The 20,722-nt window shown below is 59.7% G+C and carries 23 protein-coding genes; 10 read left to right on the forward strand and 13 right to left on the reverse strand.

The annotated features are described in order from the left end of the window. Positions 1-3 precede the first annotated feature (3 nt). From QQL78_RS18845 to QQL78_RS18895, 11 genes are read right to left on the reverse strand one after another with little or no spacing between them, the layout of a single operon-like run. Positions 4-1,383 carry a TraB/TrbI/VirB10 family type IV secretion system protein gene (locus QQL78_RS18845; RefSeq protein WP_284376081.1) on the reverse strand — a complete coding sequence of 460 codons (1,380 nt, stop codon included), beginning with the start codon at positions 1,381-1,383 and terminating at the stop codon, positions 4-6. Beyond that, complete coding sequence (locus QQL78_RS18850) at positions 1,380-2,075, reverse strand: TrbG/VirB9 family P-type conjugative transfer protein (protein WP_089423646.1); 696 nt, start codon at positions 2,073-2,075, stop codon at positions 1,380-1,382. Before QQL78_RS18850 ends, QQL78_RS18845 begins: the two co-directional genes overlap by 4 nt. Before the next feature lies 1 nt (position 2,076). After that, the gene (locus QQL78_RS18855) at positions 2,077-2,730 is read right to left on the reverse strand and encodes a VirB8 family type IV secretion system protein (RefSeq protein ID WP_074647028.1); all 654 of its coding nucleotides are present in this window, start codon (positions 2,728-2,730) and stop codon (positions 2,077-2,079) included. A gap of 16 nt (positions 2,731-2,746) precedes the next feature. Next, positions 2,747-3,556: a type IV secretion system protein gene (locus QQL78_RS18860; protein WP_089423671.1), complete on the reverse strand. Its 810-nt coding sequence runs from the start codon at positions 3,554-3,556 to the stop codon at positions 2,747-2,749. After that, a complete protein-coding gene (locus tag QQL78_RS18865) occupies positions 3,556-4,644 on the reverse strand; it encodes a lytic transglycosylase domain-containing protein (RefSeq protein WP_089423672.1) in 1,089 nt (362 codons plus the stop codon). The genes QQL78_RS18860 and QQL78_RS18865 overlap by 1 nt, the downstream gene beginning before the upstream one ends. Positions 4,645-4,699: 55 nt before the next feature. Then, positions 4,700-4,867, reverse strand: a complete 168-nt coding sequence (locus tag QQL78_RS18870) for a hypothetical protein (protein WP_198362938.1) — start codon at positions 4,865-4,867, stop codon at positions 4,700-4,702. Further along, positions 4,864-7,239, reverse strand: a complete 2,376-nt coding sequence (locus QQL78_RS18875) for a VirB4 family type IV secretion/conjugal transfer ATPase (RefSeq protein WP_089423647.1) — start codon at positions 7,237-7,239, stop codon at positions 4,864-4,866. The genes QQL78_RS18870 and QQL78_RS18875 overlap by 4 nt, the downstream gene beginning before the upstream one ends. After that, positions 7,229-7,507: a VirB3 family type IV secretion system protein gene (locus QQL78_RS18880; RefSeq protein WP_074647022.1), complete on the reverse strand. Its 279-nt coding sequence runs from the start codon at positions 7,505-7,507 to the stop codon at positions 7,229-7,231. Before QQL78_RS18880 ends, QQL78_RS18875 begins: the two co-directional genes overlap by 11 nt. Continuing rightward, positions 7,500-7,793 (reverse strand): TrbC/VirB2 family protein, encoded by a 294-nt coding sequence (locus QQL78_RS18885; protein WP_008282963.1) that lies wholly within the window; start codon positions 7,791-7,793, stop codon positions 7,500-7,502. Before QQL78_RS18885 ends, QQL78_RS18880 begins: the two co-directional genes overlap by 8 nt. Beyond that, a complete protein-coding gene (locus QQL78_RS18890; RefSeq protein ID WP_074647020.1) occupies positions 7,790-8,404 on the reverse strand; it encodes a lytic transglycosylase domain-containing protein in 615 nt (204 codons plus the stop codon). Before QQL78_RS18890 ends, QQL78_RS18885 begins: the two co-directional genes overlap by 4 nt. 43 nt (positions 8,405-8,447) lie before the next feature. Further along, on the reverse strand, positions 8,448-8,816 hold the full coding sequence (locus tag QQL78_RS18895; protein ID WP_089423648.1) for a hypothetical protein: 369 nt from the start codon (positions 8,814-8,816) through the stop codon (positions 8,448-8,450). 210 nt (positions 8,817-9,026) lie between these two features. Here QQL78_RS18895 and QQL78_RS18900 point away from each other — a divergent pair, with 210 nt between their 5' ends. The 3 genes from QQL78_RS18900 to QQL78_RS18910 all read left to right on the forward strand — a co-directional run bounded on the left by QQL78_RS18900 (position 9,027) and on the right by QQL78_RS18910 (position 10,051). Then, positions 9,027-9,278: a hypothetical protein gene (locus QQL78_RS18900; protein WP_009808055.1), complete on the forward strand. Its 252-nt coding sequence runs from the start codon at positions 9,027-9,029 to the stop codon at positions 9,276-9,278. 124 nt (positions 9,279-9,402) lie between these two features. Then, on the forward strand, positions 9,403-9,660 hold the full coding sequence (locus QQL78_RS18905) for a helix-turn-helix domain-containing protein (protein ID WP_074647018.1): 258 nt from the start codon (positions 9,403-9,405) through the stop codon (positions 9,658-9,660). Positions 9,661-9,826: 166 nt separating this feature from the next. Then, complete coding sequence (locus QQL78_RS18910; protein ID WP_074647017.1) at positions 9,827-10,051, forward strand: hypothetical protein; 225 nt, start codon at positions 9,827-9,829, stop codon at positions 10,049-10,051. Positions 10,052-10,153: 102 nt separating this feature from the next. On the opposite strand, the gene QQL78_RS18915 is transcribed toward QQL78_RS18910, so the two are convergent. After that, positions 10,154-10,909, reverse strand: a complete 756-nt coding sequence (locus QQL78_RS18915) for a hypothetical protein (RefSeq protein ID WP_229678647.1) — start codon at positions 10,907-10,909, stop codon at positions 10,154-10,156. A 202-nt stretch (positions 10,910-11,111) separates the two neighbouring features. Here QQL78_RS18915 and QQL78_RS18920 point away from each other — a divergent pair, with 202 nt between their 5' ends. From QQL78_RS18920 to QQL78_RS18950, 7 genes are all read left to right on the forward strand, one after another. Then, complete coding sequence (locus QQL78_RS18920; RefSeq protein WP_064223258.1) at positions 11,112-11,360, forward strand: FitA-like ribbon-helix-helix domain-containing protein; 249 nt, start codon at positions 11,112-11,114, stop codon at positions 11,358-11,360. A gap of 3 nt (positions 11,361-11,363) precedes the next feature. Further along, a complete protein-coding gene (locus tag QQL78_RS18925) occupies positions 11,364-11,786 on the forward strand; it encodes a type II toxin-antitoxin system VapC family toxin (RefSeq protein WP_074647016.1) in 423 nt (140 codons plus the stop codon). Beyond that, positions 11,783-14,506: a class I SAM-dependent DNA methyltransferase gene (locus tag QQL78_RS18930; RefSeq protein WP_074647014.1), complete on the forward strand. Its 2,724-nt coding sequence runs from the start codon at positions 11,783-11,785 to the stop codon at positions 14,504-14,506. The genes QQL78_RS18925 and QQL78_RS18930 overlap by 4 nt, the downstream gene beginning before the upstream one ends. Beyond that, entirely contained in the window at positions 14,503-15,387 is an 885-nt protein-coding gene (locus QQL78_RS18935; protein WP_064223261.1) for a hypothetical protein, read from the forward strand. Before QQL78_RS18930 ends, QQL78_RS18935 begins: the two co-directional genes overlap by 4 nt. Positions 15,388-15,529: 142 nt before the next feature. Next, the gene (locus QQL78_RS18940) at positions 15,530-17,002 is read left to right on the forward strand and encodes an ATP-binding protein (protein WP_083351912.1); all 1,473 of its coding nucleotides are present in this window, start codon (positions 15,530-15,532) and stop codon (positions 17,000-17,002) included. Positions 17,003-17,252: 250 nt separating this feature from the next. Further along, positions 17,253-19,226 carry a pseudomurein-binding repeat-containing protein gene (locus QQL78_RS18945; protein ID WP_274576060.1) on the forward strand — a complete coding sequence of 658 codons (1,974 nt, stop codon included), beginning with the start codon at positions 17,253-17,255 and terminating at the stop codon, positions 19,224-19,226. Then, positions 19,219-20,424, forward strand: a complete 1,206-nt coding sequence (locus QQL78_RS18950) for a GIY-YIG nuclease family protein (protein ID WP_274576059.1) — start codon at positions 19,219-19,221, stop codon at positions 20,422-20,424. The genes QQL78_RS18945 and QQL78_RS18950 overlap by 8 nt, the downstream gene beginning before the upstream one ends. 15 nt (positions 20,425-20,439) lie before the next feature. On the opposite strand, the gene QQL78_RS18955 is transcribed toward QQL78_RS18950, so the two are convergent. Next, positions 20,440-20,722, reverse strand: a 283-nt coding sequence (locus QQL78_RS18955) for a hypothetical protein (RefSeq protein ID WP_284376106.1), incomplete at its 5' end; no start/stop codon positions are given.

The raw sequence follows: 20,722 nt of genomic DNA on the forward strand, positions 1-20,722 counted from the left end.
GGCTCAGAATATCTCCAGATCGCGGTCGACCATGACCGTGACGCGGGCGCCCTGGTCGACATAGATGACGGGGCCGATTGAGAGATAGTCGCCGATGACGCTGTCCGTCGCATCTGCCAGATCATCGCCCACGTCTTCGAGAACGTCGGCGGCAGTCTCATCCTGGACCTCGGATGCGGCGGCACTTGGTGCGGCGGAGATCAGCGAGATCAGGGCGGCCGACCCGAAACGCTCGGCAAAGCGTGTGTCCACGAAACCCGTGACGCCGGAGCGGCCAAGTTCATCGCCCCCGAAAGAGCTGATCTGGACGGTCTGGCCCGCGGGCAGGATGATCCGGTCCCAGGCGATCGTGACGCGGCGCTGCGCGATATCGACGCCAGCGCGGTAGCGCCCGACGAGACGGGATCCGCGGGGGATCAAGAGGCGCACGCCATCGACGCTGTAGACATCCTCGGACACCACGGCACGGGTCTGGCCGGGCAGGGAGCTGTCAAGGGCAGTTTCCATGACGGCCTGGATCATGGTGCCCTGGATGATGGTGTTGGAGGGATTGGCGATCACCTCGGCCTGCGTCACGGTAGAGGGCAGCGCCCCGTTCAGCACGAAATCCGTCACCTCGCCAAAAGTGCGTTCGGTCAGAGCCGTTTCATTCGCTCCGGAGGCACCGCCAAACGCGATGGTGGGCGAGGCGATGCGCCGCTCCTGGAAGGCGCGTTCCTCCGCGGCGCGGCGCTCCAGCTCGGCCATGCGCCGGGCTTCTTCCTCGCGGCGCAGTCGCTCTTGCTCGCGTGCGCGCAGCTCATCTTCCGTGGGGCCCGCCGGAGCGGGTTGGGGTCGGCTGGCCTCGAGTTGGGCCAATTCCAGATCCATGCGGAGTTGTTCAAGACTTCGATCCCGCGCCGTCAGTTCATCCTGGAATCGTTGCTGTGCGGCTTCCGAGGCGGCTTGTAGCGCCGCAATCTGAGCGGTCAGCGCGTCGATCGCCTCTGCGGCGGCGGTGTCTTCCTCGACGACCGGTTCGGGGGCGTTGCGCAATTCCTCGATCTGAGCCTGCAGCGCGGTGATCTGCGCCAGAAGCTCCGCGTTGGGCTCGACGGGGTCTGGTCCGACAAACACAACCTCGGGCTCGGGCGGGGGCAAGGTCTCGATGGCGCCAAAGCCGTCCCCCTCGTTTTGGAAGACGTCCGGGGTGGCCGTCGGCAAGGCTACCTCTTCGTCGGGCTGTGAGAGGAGATAGAGCAGGGCACCACCTGCGCCGATAACGAGGACCACGATCAGCGCGAGAAGGGGCGACCGGCGCTGCGCCGCCGTGGGGGCGCGGGCACTGCCTTTCTCAAGGGCGGCGAGGCGCTTTTCCAGCTCGGTGTTCTCGGTATCGCTCATGAGGCGGCCTCCGCGGGCGGGATCGCCTCGATGCAGACCACCTCTTCGCCAAGTCGCAGGACCCATTGGCGGTTTACGCCGCTGACGCGGATCACACCGTCCTCAGGGGTTTGCGTGTTGACCGTGCGTTCACGGCCACCCGCGTAGCGGAAGATCGCGGGCACAGGCGCGTTTCTTGGAAACGCGAAATACGTGAACGTCCCGTCATCCCAGATGCGCGTTGGCGTGAACTCGGTCCGCGCGCTGGCACCGTAGTTGTAGTTCGGCGCTTGGGCGGCGATGGCCCGGGTCGGGCGCGCAGCGTCGTCTGGATAGCGGAACTGCACCACGTAGAAGGTTGGGCTGCGGACCTCCTCGACGTTGAAATAGTAGCTGCGCCTGTTCGTGTAGACCGTCACATTGGTATGGACACCGCGCGCGACGGGCTTGATCGCGAAGGCCTGCCCGCCCGGCACGCCATCGATCTCGAAGCCCTCGGTATCGCCCGCGATGATCGAGCGGATGCTTTCACCCTCACCGAATTCGACCGTGGTGACATGGGTAAGCGAGACGCTGAGGCGGTAGACCTGACCTTCTTGATATGTTGCCAGCCGCACGCGGCTGTCATTTGGACCACCGCGCGGGATCGCTTCGGCAAAGGCAAGGGCAGGCAGCAAAACAAATATGGCAGCAACAAAGAACTTATTGATCAAACTAATTCTCCAATCTGTCGGAGCGGATGGAATATTCGAGGACCGTGAAGCCGAACGGATTGGTCCAGACCTCGTCGATGGAGCGGCGGGTCTCCGGGCGGAACTCGAAGAGAAGCGTCGCAGTGAAGAGGCCGGTTTGGGTGCCGTTGATGGAGGTCAGACGCTTGCGCAGGCGCACCGTGGCGCGGTTGGTGCCGATCCGGTTGATGCTGAGGATTTCCACGTCGAGCCGGGCATTGGGGCCATAGACGGTCGGCGGATAGTTTTCATTTGCGCTGTTCCAGATCTGGCGCAGCCCGCTCTCGGCAGCCCCGTCAGAGCGGCGCAGGACGCTGCGGATGCGCAGGTCGTTGTCGAGCTGGTTGTAGACCTCGCGGTCGGTCACATAGCGGAACACTTCCGCCTCGATGATCGCCTGGTTGGCGGTCACCGAGGAAGCGCCCACCGAGGCTTCGGGGAGTGCAAAGCCGGTGGCGGGATCGTAGGGGACAACGACGGGGGGCGGGTCGACATCGAGGATCGAGACAGCCGCGGCACTCAGACAGCCGATGATACCGAAGACAAGGCCCATCAGGCCAAGGCGTTGCCAGAGCCGTTCGCGGCGTAAGGCACCATAGACCAGTTCTTCCTCGATGATTTCTTGTTCACTCGCCACCTGTCACAACCCTTGATCAGTCTGCCCGCAGGTCCGGCAGCGTGAAGTCCATAAACCGCTGCTCCTCGGCGATGGTTGCGGCATCGATCACGCCGCCTGTGCCGTCGCCCACGGTCTGCACCGCTTCGAGCTGCCACATGGCGACGAGCGCGATGGCAAGCTCCGCCGTCACCCGCGTGTTGAGATCGATGCTTTCCTTCAGTTCATCCATGTCATCGATCAGCCCGACCAGCCTGTCGACGCGTTCCAGCGATTGGCCTGCGTCTTCATAACTGTTCTGGGCAGCTGCCGAGACGAGCGCGCCGGTCGTCGCTTGCGTCGCCACACGATTGGCCCCGGGATTTCCGCTGGTGGCCATTTCCGAGAGCGTGTCCTCGTCGAAGCCGAGATCGGCCAGCACCCGGTCCATCTGGGTTTCAATCTCGCCTGCGCCGGACCCGGAAAGTCCGGAGAAATCGCCCGTCTTGATGGCCTCAATCGTCGCAAGGATGTCGCCGAATTCCTGATCGAGCAGTCCGTTCAGCTCGTCTTCCATTTCCGTGCGGATGATCTCCGGCAGTTCGGCAAGACGGGTGAGCGCCTCATAGGTTCGTTGCAGCTCCGCGAGTTGATCCGTGAGTGTGGCAAGCTGTTCGCGGAGCTGCGTCAGCTGCTCGTTTTGCAGGATCTCGTCTTCGATCATCTGCCGGAGCTGCTGGATGTTTTGCGCGATGTTCTGGGTATCGACGACGGGCACGCCTTGCGCGAGGGCAGGGGATAGGGCGCCAAGATGCAGACCAACCCCAAGTGTCGTGGCCAAAGCTGTCCTCAAGAGCAGATGTCCCATCATTCAATCTCCCTGATCGTAAAATCCATGAACGCGCCCTCGGCCATGCGGGCGCTGGCCTGGGCCAGTTCCTCGGCGGAGAGGGCGCGGGTCCGCGCCGCCTTAAGCCGGATGCGAGCGGCGACGAGACGCACGAGTTCGGCCCGGGCATAGGTGTTGAGCGCGACGCTTTCCTGCACATCCTCTGTCTCGGAAATCCGTTCGACGATATCCGCAATACGCAGGGCGGCTTGCCTGATCGCGGCGGGTGAGTTGTTGCCATAGAAGGCCGCGCCGTGCCCAGTGAGCGAGAGGTTGGCATTGGCCAGAAGCGCGGGGTCGATCGTGCCAAGCGCTTCGATCCCGCCGATACGGGTCAAATAGAGGTTATAGCGTTCGGGGATCACCTGGACGTAGTGCTGGGTCTCGCGAAAGGGTGGCACGCCGCCATACTCGAAAACCCGGCCGGGTCCGGCATTATAGGCCGCAAGGGCGTTGATGATGTTGCCATCGAATGTGTTGAGCTGGGTCGCGAGATAGCGCGCGCCGCCATGCACCTGCAGGTAAGGGCTGTCATAGTATTCCGGGTTTATGCCCAGATCGCTGGCCGTGCCCGGCATGATCTGGGTGAGGCCATAGGCGCCGACGGGAGAGCGTGCACCGATGGTGAAACGGCTTTCCTGCCAGATCAGCGCTTGCAGCAGCGCGCGCCATTGGACGGGGGAGAGCCCTGCGCGGCCAACACCCGCAAAGCCGCTGGTCTCCTGAGCCACGCGGATGATGAGCTGCTCGATGGTCTCAGACGCATCCCCGAACATCTGTTCACCGCCGGGATTGGGATCTATCTGGCCCGTGCCATAGACCGCCGCCACCGAGCGGTCGGGATCCCCGCTGCCGCTTTCCAGCCCCGAGACCATGGCGGGCAGGCCCTGACCGCCGAAGCTGGTCTGGGCATCGAGGATGCGTCGGAGGGTTTCCAGCTGCTCCCGTTCGATCTCGGCAATGAGTTCGCGCACGGCAAGCTTGTCCGCCTGAACGGCCAAGTCAGCCTCGCGATCGCCAGTCTCGACGATGTCACGCGCGGTCAGCCCATTGTCATTGGTCGGCACGCCTTGAGACAAGGCGAGACCGGGCAGCAGGCAAAGTGCCAGGATATGAGGCAGGCTAGACTTCAATGTCGCCCTCCGGCGCATCTAGAGGCGTAAAGGTGCAATCAGGCGCGACAGATGCCGTGGACGCGAGGAATGTGAAGCAGTTCGCCTGCGGCTCCCGGTACTGGGTGCAGGAGGCCAGCGCGCCGAGCGCAGCCAAAGCGACAAGAATACGGATCATGAAAGCCTCCAGAAGTCTGGGCGGTCGCGGTAATCGGGGCCGACGAGCGCTTCGCCCTTTTCCATGCCGCCAAGGATGGTGAGATTGGGCCCAAGTGCGCTCAGATCGGCATCGACGACGATCGAGCCCTGATCGTCGCGGATCAGTGCGAGGCGGCTGTTGCTGCCCGTGTTGAGAAGGACGTCGAGCTCCTTCTCCGTGAGGTTCAGCATGGCGTAATCCGCAGGCTGCGCGCGGATATTGGGTAGCAGGATCTGCGTCGGCACCGCCTCGATGATGGTCTTGCCGGTCCGGGTGCGCTCGAGCTGGCTCGCGTATTGCGTCATCATCACCGCGACGGTGTTCTGTTTGCGCGCTGTCACCAGCCAGTTCGACAGCCGCTCCGCGAAATACGCGTTGTCGAGCGCCTTCCAGGCCTCGTCGATCACGATGATGGTGGGGCGGCGATCCTCGATCTCGCGTTCGACCCGGCGGAAAAGATAGGAGAGAACCGCCATCCGCTCCTTGTCGGCCTCGCTGTCGAGAATGCCGGTCAGATCGAAGCCCACCACATCGCCTTTGAGCGAGAACGTGTCCTCGAGGCTCTGCCCGAAGATCCAGCCATAGCGGCCGTCTTCGGTCCATTCGAGCAGGCGCTGGTGCAGATCGCCGCCGTCATCCGTAGACACAAAAAGCGATGCGAAATCCCGCCAGTTCCGCAGGGCCGGATTGGTGGCCTGGGCATTCTGGCGCACCACTTCCTGGATGCGGTTGGTCTGCGCCGGGGTCAGGGGTTTGTCGGCGCGGTAAAGTAGCGTGGCAAGCCAGTCCGAGAGCCAGGCGGTGCCGCGCGCATCGGTCTCGGTCCAGAGCGGATTGAGACCCGTGGGCTGGCCGGCGTTCAGGGACGCGTAGCGCCCGCCATTGGCGCGGACCGCCATCTCCATACCAAGACGGTAATCGAAGACGAAGATCCGCGCCCCTGCGCGACGGGCTTGGGTCATCAGGAAGGCCGACAGCACCGATTTGCCGGACCCGGGCCGCCCCATGATCAGGGTATGGCCGCTGGTCGGTTCTTTGTCGGGCGATCCCTGCTCGTGATAGGAAAACCGGTAGGCGCTCTGCTCCGGCGTGGGCAAATATGTGACGACCCGGCCCCATGGGGTTTTCTCAGCGGGTTTGCCCAGCTGGGTCCGATGAAACGCCGCGAAATCCGCGAAGTTGCGATTGGTGACGGCGCTGGCGCGGACGCGCTTGGGCTGGTTGCCGGGGTGCTGGCTGAGGTAATGCGCCTTGGCCGCGACCCGCTCGCCGATCATCTTCACGCCCTCGGTCGCGGCGGCGTTCACGATCTCCGCGCTGAGGGTTTGCAGCTCTTCGAGCGTGTCGCAAAAGAGCGTCACGACCATGTGATGCTCGCCGAAGCTTTGGCGCTTGGCCTCGAGATCATCGGCGGCGATGTCGAGGGCTTCCAGGAGCGAGAGGGCTGCGTCCTGGCTCGCTTGCATCTGGCGCTTTTGCCGCTTGATGCGGCCCGCCATGAGGTTCGAATTGATCGGCGTGAAGGAGTGCGTCACGATCATGTCGACCGGCAGGTTCAGCATGTCGAACATGGTGCAGGAGGTGCCTTCCGAGTATTCCCCGATGGTGAAACTCTTGCCGTAGCGATGCCCCACGACGCCTTCGGAAAGCTCGAAATGATCGCCGTGAAACGTCACGCGGGTATTGGCGACGTTGAAGGACAGAAAGCCGTAGGTGTTGGCCGGGTAGAGCGGCAGCTCGGTGCCCGTGTTGAGCGCGCCCAAAAATCCCACCAACTCTCCCGATCCGGCTGACAGCAGGCGCGGCTTGAGCTCGGTCAGCCCCGAGAGGAAGACGTTCACGGCCTCGCTGAGGCGCTGCTGGCGTTTGCGGGTCTCCTCTCTCAGGCGGTCCGGTGCGCTGCGGCTGAGGAACGGCAGGAGGCTTTTGTGCGGCGGGCGGTGAATGACGGTGAGCGTCAGTGTTTTGTCGCGGAGCCCGCTGGTCTCGAGTTTCGCGCGCCAGCGCCGGTCAACCTCGCCAGCGAAGCTGTCCTCACGGATCGGGTCGAGATCAGGTTTGATGGCCTTGGAGACCTTGTGGACGTAATAGCTGAATTCCGGCCCGAGCTGCGCGACGATGCGGGCAAAAAGTGCCGTCAGTTTGTCGAGATAGGCATCGTCCGTCGTGTAGCTGTTGATCCCCTCGAGCCGGATGCAGCGGAAGAGTTCGTTCACCCGAGTCCGCACGGTCTGGTCGTCAACGAGGCTCACATAGGGCAGCATATGCGCGAGGCGGGTCTCGCGCGCATACCAGTCTGGCGTCATTGTGCGGGCATCGAGCGCAGCATCACGGGCGTCATCACGGGGCATAGCTGTCCCCGCCATGAATGGACCTGTTGCGCGTGGGCGGTGTCTCCTGCAGCGCCGTCACCATCACGTCGATGAAACGCGGGTCCCAATCTGCGGCCTTCCAAAGCAACGGGTAGAGCAGGGCCGCGACACCCAGCACCGCGATGTGCTGGACCCAGACGAACAAGAGCACCGATCCGAAGAGCCAGACCATCGCGTACATGATGGGCAGGCCCAAAAGCTTCGGCGGGCGCACGAGCCCGAGAAAGAGAGGCGAGCGTTCAGCCACCGGCAAAGACCGCGGCAACGATGGTGGGGGCGGCCGCAACACCGGCGATGCCCACGAGGACCCAAAGCGCCTGGCGCAGATCGATGATGTTGAAGAACCAGCTGAGAAAGACCCCGAGAACGGCAAGCGTCGCGATGACAACGCCAAGTGGGCCAGTCAGCGCATCGACAATGCCCTGCAACAAGCTCTGGATCGGGGAGAGATCGATGCTCTGTGCAAGGGCGGGCTCGGCAATGAACAGGAATAGCGCCAGCGAGGCGACAAAGAGGTTTGAAATCTGTTTCATGAATTTGATCCTTCCAATCGGGCCACGACAGCCATGACGCGGGCCACGTGGTTCTGGGTTTCTCGGTAAGGGGGAATGCCACCGTGTTGGCGCACGGCGTCGGGACCAGCGTTGTAGGCCGCCAGCGCCAGATGCGGATCGCCGAACGTCTCCAGCATCATCGCGAGGTAGCGGGCAGAGCCGTCGAGGTTCTGTTGGGGGTCACGCGGGTCAACGCCGAGGTCGCGCGCTGTTGCGGGCATCAATTGACCGAGGCCGATGGCACCTGCACTTGAAATCGCATCCTGCCGGTAGGCGCTCTCAACCTCGATATTGGCCCGATAGAGAGCCAGCCAATCCGTCACGGAAAGCCCCGCGCGACGCAGGCCGGGATGGCCGGCATAGCGCAAAGCCGTGGTCTGAATCCCGGAGAGGACATCTGCGTGGGGCAGGGGAGTCGGGCGGGCAAGGGCCGCGACTTGGACGCCCTCTTGCTCGGCCTCTAACTCGCCGAAGATAGCGATCCCATCGTAGGCCGAACCCTGACCAATGCCGTCATTGTAGTTCCGGGCAAAACCGCTCTGAGACCGGGATGGGGTCAGAGAGCCGTCGCTCTCCATGACCAGGACCATTTGCGCTGAGGCTGGCGCGGCGACCAGCCAGAGACAGACAAGGCTAGGTGTCAGCGCCCTTGTCTGATGGGGCTTTTTCTGACGGCGCAAGTTTGTGCGTACGGCTTGTGCCCGCCTCAAGCGGCAGATCGACATGCGCAAAGCCAAGGCCAATGAAGAATGACACCACGCCGGAGATCGTCTTGAACTCGCGGATCTTGATATCGTTGTAGGTCGTCCGAGTGCGGGCGGTGACGAGGAGCTTTTCCACGCCTTCGTTGGAGACCACACGCATGATCCAGACCCCGTAATAGCTGGGGCCTTTCTTGTGTGCCGACTCCTGGCACAGGATTTCTGCGCTATAGCCGCTTTCCACGAGTTCGCGGAACCTGGCTTCCGTAACCACATTTGGTGCTTCGATGTCCCAGTTCATGGCCCGGCTCACGCTTTCTCCAATGGCGCGACCCCAGGCATTCCTACTTGAAGCCCAGAGTTACGATAGTATATTATCAACCGCAAGATGTAATATCGTGCTTTAGCTGTAGTTTGGTCACGCAAACACTAGTCACGGCCAGTGTCTGCGATCAAGGAGATAACAGGTTTGAGAAACCCAAGGTTGACATGCCTGCTCCCATTGCAAGCTATGGCCCTTCTGATCTGCGTTCCCGGACCGGTTTTGGCGGAATCCTGCTTTGCGCCATCCCGCCCTTTCCTGCCAAGCGATTCGCAGGCCGCGCGGGACTATGCGGATATCATCCGTGGCGATTTCGAAGACTACATCCAGGATATCCAGAGCTACTTCCGTTGCCTCGACAGCGAACGCGCCCGCGCTTTCGAGGAAGCGCGCGAAGTCAGCGAGGAATATGGCCGATTTCTACAATCGGTAGGGGATTGATGGGCAACCTCGGGAGCATCAGACTTGCAGCCCATGGAAACCAGACGCCGATAACACCCTCATATATCTACTTTTTAGATAACAGATTTCATCCGCTAGCGACGTCACAAAAGGTATGTGACGCGTGGCAAAGACAATCAGAAGCACGGGACAGGTGGCACTTTGCCAGGCGTTGGTCGACGCGCGTAAAAGCGCAGGCTTGGGCCAGGACGACTTGGCGGACAGGCTCAAGTGCCATCAATCTCTCGTGGCACGCCTCGAAAGCGGTGAACGCCGGATCGACGTCGTCGAACTGGTCGTTCTGGCGCGCGCCATCGGCTTTGACCCCTTCGAGGTTTTGGCGATCGTCGAAGCCGCCACGGAGCCCGACCACAGGATTTAAGCAATTTCATCAATCGAGAGCACGGGAGCTGACTTCTCCCGTTGTGAATTCGTTACCGCGAGGACGAACAGTAACCGATTTTAACGAGGCCCGGCATATGGTTGCAGCAAACGCTTTGGATCTGAGCTGCTATCCGCAACGCCAATTTGCAGGAAGTCAGTAAACAGTGAACGAAAATGAGGTCGAAGGCGTCGCGATCGCCAATTTGATCGCAGCCGATGAAAAAACCATTGTCGGCTGGGTATATCGCTGGAACACAGGTGCTCTGGCAATCCGGTGGGACATGCATGGCCCACAGCGCGTCTCAAGGATTTACCCGGATCTTAGCGATGCCGATAAAGCTGAAATCGACTTCGCGTCTCTCACGCAGCTGCCCTGTCGCGACGACTGACATGGAAGACTATGGCCTTTATGGCCGTCGATTGTGTGCTTGTGCCTGCGTTACAGGTTTAATCTTTACAAGGCTCTGTGCGACGTCGCGGCGCCTCAACAGTCAGTAATTGACCTGCTCGAAGCCGTAATTCCCGCTATAGTCACGCCACTCCGCGAAGACGGATCTGTGATAAATGCTCGGACAGTGCTCGCCCCATCGCTCGAGACCGGCATGCGCAGCAGGCAGCGCTGCGGGTGACGACGCCCTCCAGGAAAAATCGCCCTGGATCCCGTAGGTGCCGAGGACAACGACGGCACTGCGGTTGCAGTCGCCATCTCGCCCGGATTCGTGCTGGCGAGCATAACGAACGTCAAAGACGCGAATAGAGCGCACGAAATTGAATTCCGGCCCGCTGATATCGATGTCGGCGCGGTCTTCTACGAGCTGGAGGGCGTAATCAGCCCTTACGAGGTTGTCCCAAGCCGCGTTGGAGCCTTTCAGCCCGAGCATTCCGCCTGCCTCGGCTGCCTGATCAAAAAGCGGGGTTGAAGAGTTTGGTGGGGTTCCTGAACCACCATATAGGGCATCGAAGATCCGGTCCGTGGGGCGCGACCTGGCAGGACCATCGTAAGACGCACCCATGGGGCAGCGCCAAATCTGAAGCGGCGGCTCCACCGGCCAAGGTGTGATGCGCCGGATGAACTCGGCCCGCGCGCGTGCGCATGGCACAGAAGCCGGCCAGCCACCGGACAAACACAGCAAGATGGCGCAGTCGATCGGATAGGTTTGGGCGCGGGCTTGCGTGGGAACTGTTGGGCCGGACAAGGCGAGAGCTAAAAAGGCCGCCAGAGCGAGGTTTTTGAATTCGAAACGCATGGCAAGGACCCTTGACAATCTTCACCCAGCATACATACGAAAATATACTATTGCAACATTGATGATGCGTATAACAGTTGCGGTGATCAGCAAGATCGCGAGCTGACAGCGTCGGCTTGCCCACCCTGAGGAAACCATGCGTTCCAGCGATTAGCCTTGATCGCATTGATTGCGATGATTACACTCCTATCAGGAGGAGATCATGGCAAGCATTACCATCCGGAACCTTGACGATGACGTGAAGCGCCGCCTTCGCATCCGTGCGGCTGAGCACGGCCGTTCGATGGAAGAGGAGGCGCGCGAGATCTTGCGCCATGTTGTCGGCGAAGCGAAGCCATCCCACGATCTTGCCGCGGCCATCCGCGAGCGGGTCGCGCCTCTGGGTGGCGTTGATCTCGACCTTCCGCAGCGTGAAGCCATGCGTGAACCGCCCGCGTTCGACCAGGCCTGACGCATGATCATCCTCGACACGAATGTCCTCTCTGAGCTGTTGCGCCCGGCTCCCGAGCCGAGGGTCGAGCAATGGCTGTCGGCGCAGGACGGGCTCAACGTCTACCTGACCTCGATATCGGAAGCGGAACTGCGCTACGGCCTCGCGATCATGGGGAACGGCAAGCGGCGCGCCGCGCTGGTTGATGCAGTGGACAGCATCCTGCGTGAGGACCTTGCGGGGCGCATTCTGCCTTTCGACAGCGCCGCCGCGCAGTCCTATGCCGCCATCTCCGCCGCACGACGGTCCGCCGGGCGACCGATCACCCAGGCCGATTGCCAGATTGCCTCAATTGCCCACACCCGTGGTGCCTCCGTCGCCACGCGCAACACGCCTGACTTCGAGGGTTGCGAGATCGACCTGATCAACCCCTGGACTACCGCATGAACGCCGTTGAGATTGAACAAGCCGTTTCCGAACTCGCCGAGCAGCCCTTTGATGCGGCAGAGTTCCCCTATGCCTTCCTCATGGCCTTCGGAAACAAGGAGACGACAATCAAGCGCCTGCGCACCGGCGCATCGAACAAGTCCGACATCGGCGGCGTCCTGCAGACCAACAACATCCACCTTGCGACCTGCGTCCCGGGCGAAATCGCGGCAACCCTCGCCGCCCTGCGCGAAAGCCCTGCCACCTCCCGCGCCAAGGCGAAGTTCATCCTCGCCACTGACGGCATCGACCTCGAGGCCGAGGACATCACCACCGGCGAGACCATCGCCTGCCGCTACACCGATTTCCCCGATCACTTCGGCTTCTTCCTGCCGCTCGCCGGCATCTCTACCGTCAAGCAGATCCGCGAAAGTGCGTTTGACATCCGCGCCACCAGCCGCCTCAACCGGCTCTATGTCGAGCTGATCAAGGACAACCCCGACTGGGGCAGCGCCGAAAAACGCCACGACATGAACCATTTCATGGCGCGGCTGATCTTCTGCTTCTTCGCCGAAGACACCGACATCTTCGTCAGCGACAACCTGTTCACCGCCACCATCGACCAGATGGCGAACCGCGACGGGTCGAACACGCACGAAGTCATCGGCGAGATCTTCCGTGCGATGAACACCGCCATCCCCAAACGGGCCGAGGCCAAGCTGCCCCGCTGGGCCGACACCTTTCCCTATGTGAACGGTGGCCTCTTCTCGGGCAGCACCGATGTGCCGCGCTTTTCCAAGATCGCGCAGCGCTACCTGTCCCATATCGGCAGCCTCGACTGGACACAGATCAACCCCGATATTTTCGGCTCGATGATCCAGGCCGTCGCGGATGAGGTGGAACGCTCGGTCCTCGGCATGCACTACACGTCCGTGCCGAACATTCTGAAGGTGCTGAACCCGCTCTTCCTAGATGATCTGCGGGCAGAACTGGAGGCGGCGGGCGACAACGCCCGCAAGCTGGCCAATCTGCGCGCCCGCATGGCCAAGATCCGCGTGTTCGACCCCGCCTGCGGGTCGGGCAACTTCCTTGTGATCGCCTACAAGGAAATGCGCGCGATCGAGTATGAGATCAACAAGCGCCGGGGCGAGCCGCTGCGCCGCACCGACATTCCCCTGACCAACTATCGCGGGATCGAACTACGCGACTTCTCGGCCGAGATCGCGCGGCTGGCGCTGATCATCGCGGAATATCAATGCGACGTGACCTATCGCGGCCAGAAAGAGGCGTTGGCCGAGTTCCTGCCGCTAGACGCGCAGAACTGGATCACCTGTGGCAACGCCCTGCGGCTGGACTGGCTGTCGGTCTGCCCGCCCACGGGGACGGGGGTGAAGTTTCAAGCGGATGACTTGTTCATGTCGCCGCTGGATCAGGCGCAGATCGATTTCGCGAATGAAGGAGGCGAGACGTATGTTTGCGGAAACCCGCCTTATGTCGGCGACAAATATCAGACCAAGGAGCAAAAGGACGATCTGAACGCGCTGCTACCAGGAAACAAAAAAGTACGTGCAATTGACTACATCGCGGGTTGGTTCTGGAAGGCATCGGACTTCATCAAGTATGGCGGCTGTTTCGCGTTTGTTTCTACAAACTCGATTTGCCAAGGTGTCCAAGTTCCGTTGATCTGGCCCCGAATTTTTCAGAACGGACAAGAAATATTTTTCGGACATCAGAACTTTCTTTGGGGCAATAATGCGAGCAAGAATGCTCAGGTCACCTGTGTGATCGTTGGGATCGCCGCTGTTGGTGAACGGTCCAAAGCTATTTATGGAGCTGACTTCATGAAGTCAGTCGAAGCCATAAATGCATACCTCACCGAAGGGGCCAATATTATTGTTGAACGTGCCTCTGAACCAATTGCAGAGATAGCGACAATGTTCGGCGGCAACATACCGCGGGATCAGGGCAACCTGTTACTGTCGCCTGACGAAGCGAACGATCTCTTGGAAGGTTTCCCTCAGGCATCTCCTCTCGTGAAGCCAATTGTAGGATCGAGCGAGTTCATCAATGGGCAACAAAGATATTGTCTTTGGATTGAAGATCACCAAGCAGAACTTGCATTCTCAATACCTCCGATTGCGGAACGTTTGGAGCGCATTCGAATCTACCGACAGGGTGGGAGCGAGCGCGGCAAAGCGGGCTTGCTGACGCCGTACAAGTTCGAGCGAACAATCATTGGAGAAGTAAATTCCATCGTCGTTCCAAGCGTATCCTCTGAACGTCGAGAATACCTGCCGTGTGGCTTGATGCCCAGTGACGTTCGCGTATCCAATCTCGCTCTCGCATTATACGATGCCCCGCTCTGGAACATGGCGCTGATCGCCTCGCGCCTGCATCTGGTCTGGATCGCCACGGTTTGCGGGAAGCTGGAAACTCGATATCGCTACTCTAACACCATGGGCTGGAACACCTTCCCCGTCCCGAAACTGACCGAAAAGAACCGCGCCGACCTGACAGCGGCGGCCGAAGGTATCCTTCTGGCCCGCGAGGCGCATTTCCCCGCCACCATCGCCGACCTCTACGACCCCGAAAAAATGCCCGCCAACCTCCGCGCAGCGCATGACCACAACGACGAGGTGCTGGAACGCATCTACATCGGCCGCCGTTTCCGCAACGACACCGAACGGCTGGAAAAACTGTTCGAGATGTACACGAAGATGACGACGAAGGTGAGCGCATGAGCGACTTTAACAGCATGACGTTGATGGCAGCGGGCGAGATGATTGCTGAAATGTCGACACAAACCGCTTTCTCGTCTCTCACCCTAGGGTGGGGTGTTGACGAATTCTGTGGTTCTGGATCGGTAGCATCGAAGGCCATTGAAATGGTTCGGTTCGCAAGAAGCAGTATGGGGGGACGTTCTGTTCCGACGGTCAACGGAAACTGTGACCTAAGCAGAGCCATGATTGAGCATGCAATTACGGCATCCGAGCAAAGCAAGCGCAACAAGCCAGATGTCTGGTTGCGTCTTCTTGCTGGTCTGAAAATGGATGGCTTCACACTTGTGGAAGAGGAGGTTCCAGACCCAATGGGCAGATCTTCCATTTTCGATGACGCTCCAAGGGTCATTACACAGACTGTTCTCAGGCGGATGCTGCCTGAGGATGTACCTGAGACAGATTTTCGAGAGGCGACCAGCGAAATTGAGGCCTTACTTGGTCGGCACGGGTTGGGCGCCGCCAAGGGGCATTTGGATCAAGCGATTCAGAACTTTTCGCAAGGGAACTGGTCTTCCGCCAACGCGATGATCAGAGATTTCTATCAGGAACTGCTGGACAAAATTGCGGAGTATTTTGGATGTGATCCTAAGGTTAGCGATGACGCAAAGAGGCAATATCTTGCAGATACAAAATCGGGACCGTTCCTACTTCACGAATACAATGAGTGGGAGAACGACAGAGGCAAACCTGCGTACGTATTGGGGTTGTGGGCAAGATTGCATCCGCACGGCAGCCATCCGGGCCTGTCAGATGAAGAAGATTGTGCTTTTCGGTTTCAAATAATCCTGATCACAGCCCGCATATTTTTAAGACGTTTTGATAAGCGGGTGAGAGGTCAATGATCAAAGGTTTTCCCTCCATTTCGATTATTTATGCCACCAACGGTAGCCCGGCCAAGCCGAACGACCTGGGCCGGCGAGCAATACAGGAATGCCCCTACGACAAACGCTACCCAGGCGTGGTGGGTCAGAAAGTGGACACACTATGACCCTTGACCCTGTCATGAGCGCGGAACGCACCCGCAGGTTGGTGGACGATCTGCGTGCCAAACCAGCGGAAACCACATGGATCGAGTTCAAGGAAAACAATGCCGACGGGCCGTTGATCGGCAAGCTGATCTCTGCCTTGTCCAATGCTGCACGGCTGGCCGATCAGCACTATGCCTATGTGGTCTGGGGGGTGCGAGACGGCGATCATGCGGTTGTCGGCACGAGTTTCGAGCCGACCGTGAAAAAGGAGAAGGGGCAGCCGCTCGAACTGTGGGTGGCCAACCACCTCCAGCCGGGCATCGAGTTCCGGTTCGAAGAGGTCGATCATGACGGGCAGCGCCTGATCCTGCTGACTATCCCCGCCGCCGCAACCGCTCCGGTAGAGTTTGACCGGACCGCCTATTTGCGCATCGGCAGTGCCACGCCGCGCCTGTCCGACCATCCGGAACGCCTGCGTGCCCTCTGGAGCAAGTTGCAGCCCTACGCTTGGGAGACAGGCGTCGCGGCGCAGTTCCTGTCCGGCGACGACGTTCTTGCGCGGCTGAATTACGCCAACTACTTCGATCTTACGGGCCAGCCCTTGCCGGATAACAGGCAGGGGATCTTCGACAAGCTATTGGCAGATCGTCTGATCCAGAAAGATGTAAGCGACCGCTGGAACATTACCAATCTGGGCGCAATCCTGTATGCCAAGAAACTTTCCGATTTCGGCCCCTCTGTAGAGCGCAAAGGGGTTCGTTTCGTGGCCTATGCTGGCACCGGACGTGCAGATGACGTGAGCCACCGCCAGGACGGCCAGCGCGGCTATGCAGCGGGATTTCAGGGGCTGGTGGATTACATCGACGGCCTTCTGCCCCGCAACGAATTGATTGGTAAAGCATTCCGCGAGGAGCGTCCGCTCTACCCGTCGATAGCGATCCGCGAATTGATCGCCAACGCATTGATCCACCAGGACATGACGATCACCGGTGCCGGTCCACTCATCGAGTTATTCAGCGATCGCATGGAGATCACGAACCCGGGCGCCCCCTTGGTTAGCCCCGACCGGTTTTTGGACTCGCCCCCGCGTTCCCGAAATGAAGCTCTTGCTTCCTTGATGCGGCGCATGAAACTTTGCGAAGAACAAGGCACCGGCATCGACAAGGTGATCTCGGCGGTTGAGCTACACCAGTTGCCCCCACCGGATTTCCGCATGGAGGGAGACGCCGTGCGCGTGGTTCTGTTTGCACCACGCCGCTTTGCGGACATGACACCGGAAGAAGCCGTGCGAGCGTGTTACCAACATGCCGCGCTCAAATACGTAGGCGGTCAGAAGATGACGAACGCGACACTTCGGGAGCGGCTCGGCATCGACGACCAGAACGCTGCGCAGGCGTCGCGGGTTATTCGCGCAACGCTGGATGCTGGTCTGATCCGTCCTGCGGATGCTGAACGCCCTCGTGCTGGCTATGTCCCCTCATGGGCGTGACAGGGATAACATTTGATCGGGTTTTGATTGTGCGTATGTGGGCTAGAGGGCGTAAATTGGAAAATACATATAAATCATACTGTTACGATAGGCGTGGTGCGGTATCGCTACTTGATCGGGTTTTGATTGCCTGCCCTAAAGCGAATGATTCTGCGCCCCTCAGAAGGAAAACATCATGACAAAGCAAGTTCCTTCCGTCTCTGTCAATTACGCGGCCAATGGAAGCTCGACCAAATCGAACGAGCTTGGCATGCGCGAAATGCAAGAGGGTGCCTATGAGAAGCGGGGCGAGCAATACCTGCTGATCAAGTCGCCGCCGGCATCTGGCAAAAGCCGCGCGCTCATGTTCATAGCACTCGACAAGCTATACAACCAGGGCCTGCGTCAGGCCATCGTCGTGGTGCCAGAAAAATCCATCGGGTCCAGCTTCAACGACGAGCCACTGAGCAAGTACGGCTTCTGGGCAGACTGGACCGTGCAACCGCGATGGAACCTGTGCAACGCTCCCGGCGGGGATGATGGCAAAGTGGGCGCTGTCGGCAAGTTCTTGGCGAGCGACGACAAGGTTCTGGTCTGCACCCACGCGACCTTTCGGTTCGCCGTGGACAAGTTCGGGATTGAAGCGTTTGACGATCGGCTCATCGCGGTAGACGAGTTTCACCACGTCTCTGCCAACCCTGATAATAAGCTGGGCACGCATCTGGGCGCCCTTGTCGCGCGCGACAAGGTGCATCTGGTTGCGATGACCGGGTCCTATTTCCGCGGCGATGCCGAAGCCGTTCTGTCGCCCGAAGATGAGGCAAAGTTCGATACCTTCACCTATACCTACTATCAGCAATTGAATGGCTACAAATACCTCAAGACGCTTGACATCGGTTATTTCTTCTATTCCGGGTCCTATGCGGACGACATTCTCAAGGTTTTGGATCCGACCGAGAAGACGATCCTTCACATCCCGAACGTGAACTCGCGCGAAAGCACCAAGGACAAGCATCGCGAGGTCGAGCATATCATTGACGCCCTGGGCGATTGGCAGGGAGCGGATCCCATCACAGGCTTTCAGCTGGTCAAGACGCCCGAGGAGCGGGTGCTGCGCATCGCCGATCTGGTCGATGATGAACCGGCCAAGCGGGACAAGGTGTCCAACGCACTGAAGGACCCTGCGCATAAGAACAACCGCGACCATGTCGACATCATCATCGCCCTCGGGATGGCGAAAGAAGGGTTTGACTGGATCTGGTGCGAACACGCCCTGACGGTGGGTTATCGCGCCAGCCTGACGGAGATCGTGCAGATCATCGGCCGTGCCACCCGCGATGCCGAGGGCAAGATGCGCGCGCGCTTCACCAACCTTATCGCGGAGCCCGACGCCGCGGCCGAAGCCGTGACCGAGGCAGTCAACGATACACTGAAAGCGATCGCAGCGAGCCTGCTGATGGAACAGGTGCTGGCCCCGCGTTTCAACTTCACACCCAAGACCGTGAAAAGTGGCCCTGTCGAAGGGTTTGATTACGGTGAGGGCGGCTATGATCCCAACAAGGAAAACGTCGGCTTCGACGAGGCCAGCGGGCAGTTCCAGATCGAAATCAAAGGCCTGGTCGAACCCAAGAGCAAGGAAGCCAAGCGCATCTGCCAAGAGGACCTCAATGAGGTCATCACAGCTTTCGTTCAGGACAAGACTACGATCGAACGGGGTCTCTTCGACGAAGAGCTGGTGCCGGAGGAACTGACGCAGGTCCGCATGGGCAAGATTGTCGGTGCTAGGTTCCCAGAGCTAGATGCAGAGGATCAGGAAGCGGTGCGCCAACACGCAGTTGCTGCGCTGAACCTGACCCAAAAGGCAAAAGAGATCGCGCTGTCGAACCGCGATGACACAGAAACAACCGGCAATACCGCCTTGATCGACGGGGTGCGCAAATTCGCAATGGACGTGCGCGAACTCGACATCGACCTGATTGATCGCATCAACCCGTTCGGCGAAGCCTACTCGATTCTGGCAAAGACTATGAGCGAGGAAAGCCTTCGGCAGGTCCAGGCCGTCATCTCGGCGAAAAAAGTGCAACTGTCACCGGATGAGGCGCGCGATCTTGCGAAGCGAGCCGTCAAGTTCAAGCAAGAGCGAGGCCGCCTGCCGTCGATTACTTCACCGGACCCGTGGGAAAAGAAAATGGCCGAAGGTGTGGCTTATCTCGCGCGCATGAAGCAGGAAGCTGCCAATGGCTAAGAGTTTCACCGACGAAGATGATGCCCTCCTTGCTGAGCTTGGCGTCGAGGTCGAAGTCAAGAAGCAGCTCAGCCGCACACCACGCGAAGAACGCATCGTCGCAGGTTTTGAGGAAATCTCGCGATTTGCAGAGGAGCATGGCCAGCCTCCCCAACACGGGGAGGATCTTGATATCTTTGAACGCCTCTACGCCGTGCGTCTTGATCGGATCCGCGACTTGCAGGAGTGCCGCGATCTCCTTGCCCCACTGGACGAGCAAGGTCTTCTTGCAGAAACCTTTGCGGCCTCAACGTCGGGCGCCGAAGATCTAGAAGACGATGCCCTGCTCGCTGAGTTGGGCGTAGAAGTAGCCAAGTCACCACTCACAGAATTGAAGCATGTCCGCTCTACAGCCGAGAAAAAGGCCGCCGACGAGGTCGCCAATCGCGAAAAATGCGAAGATTTTTCGAAGTTCAAGCCATTGTTCGAGATGGTCCAGAAAGAACTGCATAGCGGTTTGCGGGAGACCCGCCCTTTCGAGATGAAAGCCGAGATTGAGAAGGGCCGCTTTTTCATCGTCGGCGGTCAGAAAGCCTATGTTACTGAAAAGGGTGAGACCATCACGAATGAGCAAGGTCGTACCGATGCTCGTCTGCGGGTGATTTTTGACAACGGCACCGAGAGCAACATGCTGATGCGCTCGCTCCAGCGCGCGTTGAACAAGGACGGCGCGGGACGCCGAATCACTGACCCATCGGCAGGCCCACTTTTTTCGGACCAGACAATCGATGGTGATGAGGCGAGCGGGATCATTTATGTGCTTCGCAGCAAATCCGATCATCCACTCGTCACGGAAAACCGGGAACTGGTGCACAAGATCGGCGTTACCAATATGAGCGTCGAGAAGCGGATCGCCGGCGCGCAGTTGCAGCCGACGTTTCTGATGGCGAATGTCGAGGTGGTCGCGACATACGAGCTCTACAACATCAATCGGTCCAAGTTGGAGAACCTGATCCACCGCATTTTCGAACCTGCACGGCTCGAGATCGAGATCATGGATCGCTTTGGAAGGCCTGTGGTCCCGCGAGAATGGTTCCTCGTTCCTCTCTTTGTAATCAACGACGCTGTCGAAAAGATCAGGGACGGCACAATAACGGGCTATCACTATGATCCCCGCGCTGCCGGACTCAAACGGATTTCGGGGGAGATGCCGCAATAGATGCTGCGTGACACTCTATGGCACCTCGACCAGCGGGATGCATGGATCGGAGAAGGATTGCGCTTGAACTCGCGGAATATGGTCGAGCGCCATCACGTTCACCGGCACCCCAGCGTACCGCCAACCTTCTATCTTGCGCCTTTTGTTTTCTAACAAGAGTCGCAGTCGGGGGTAGCGCGCACCCGCGTACATGATATGTAAATGCCATTCAGAAATGTCACTGGTTGCGCAAAGCAGGGATGTCACCACGAGCGCTGACGGTAGCAAGGCTTGGCAGCCCGGAGACGTCAAATATCGC

Source organism: Sulfitobacter pacificus (assembly GCF_030159975.1).
GTDB classification, from domain to species: Bacteria; Pseudomonadota; Alphaproteobacteria; order Rhodobacterales; family Rhodobacteraceae; genus Sulfitobacter; species Sulfitobacter pacificus.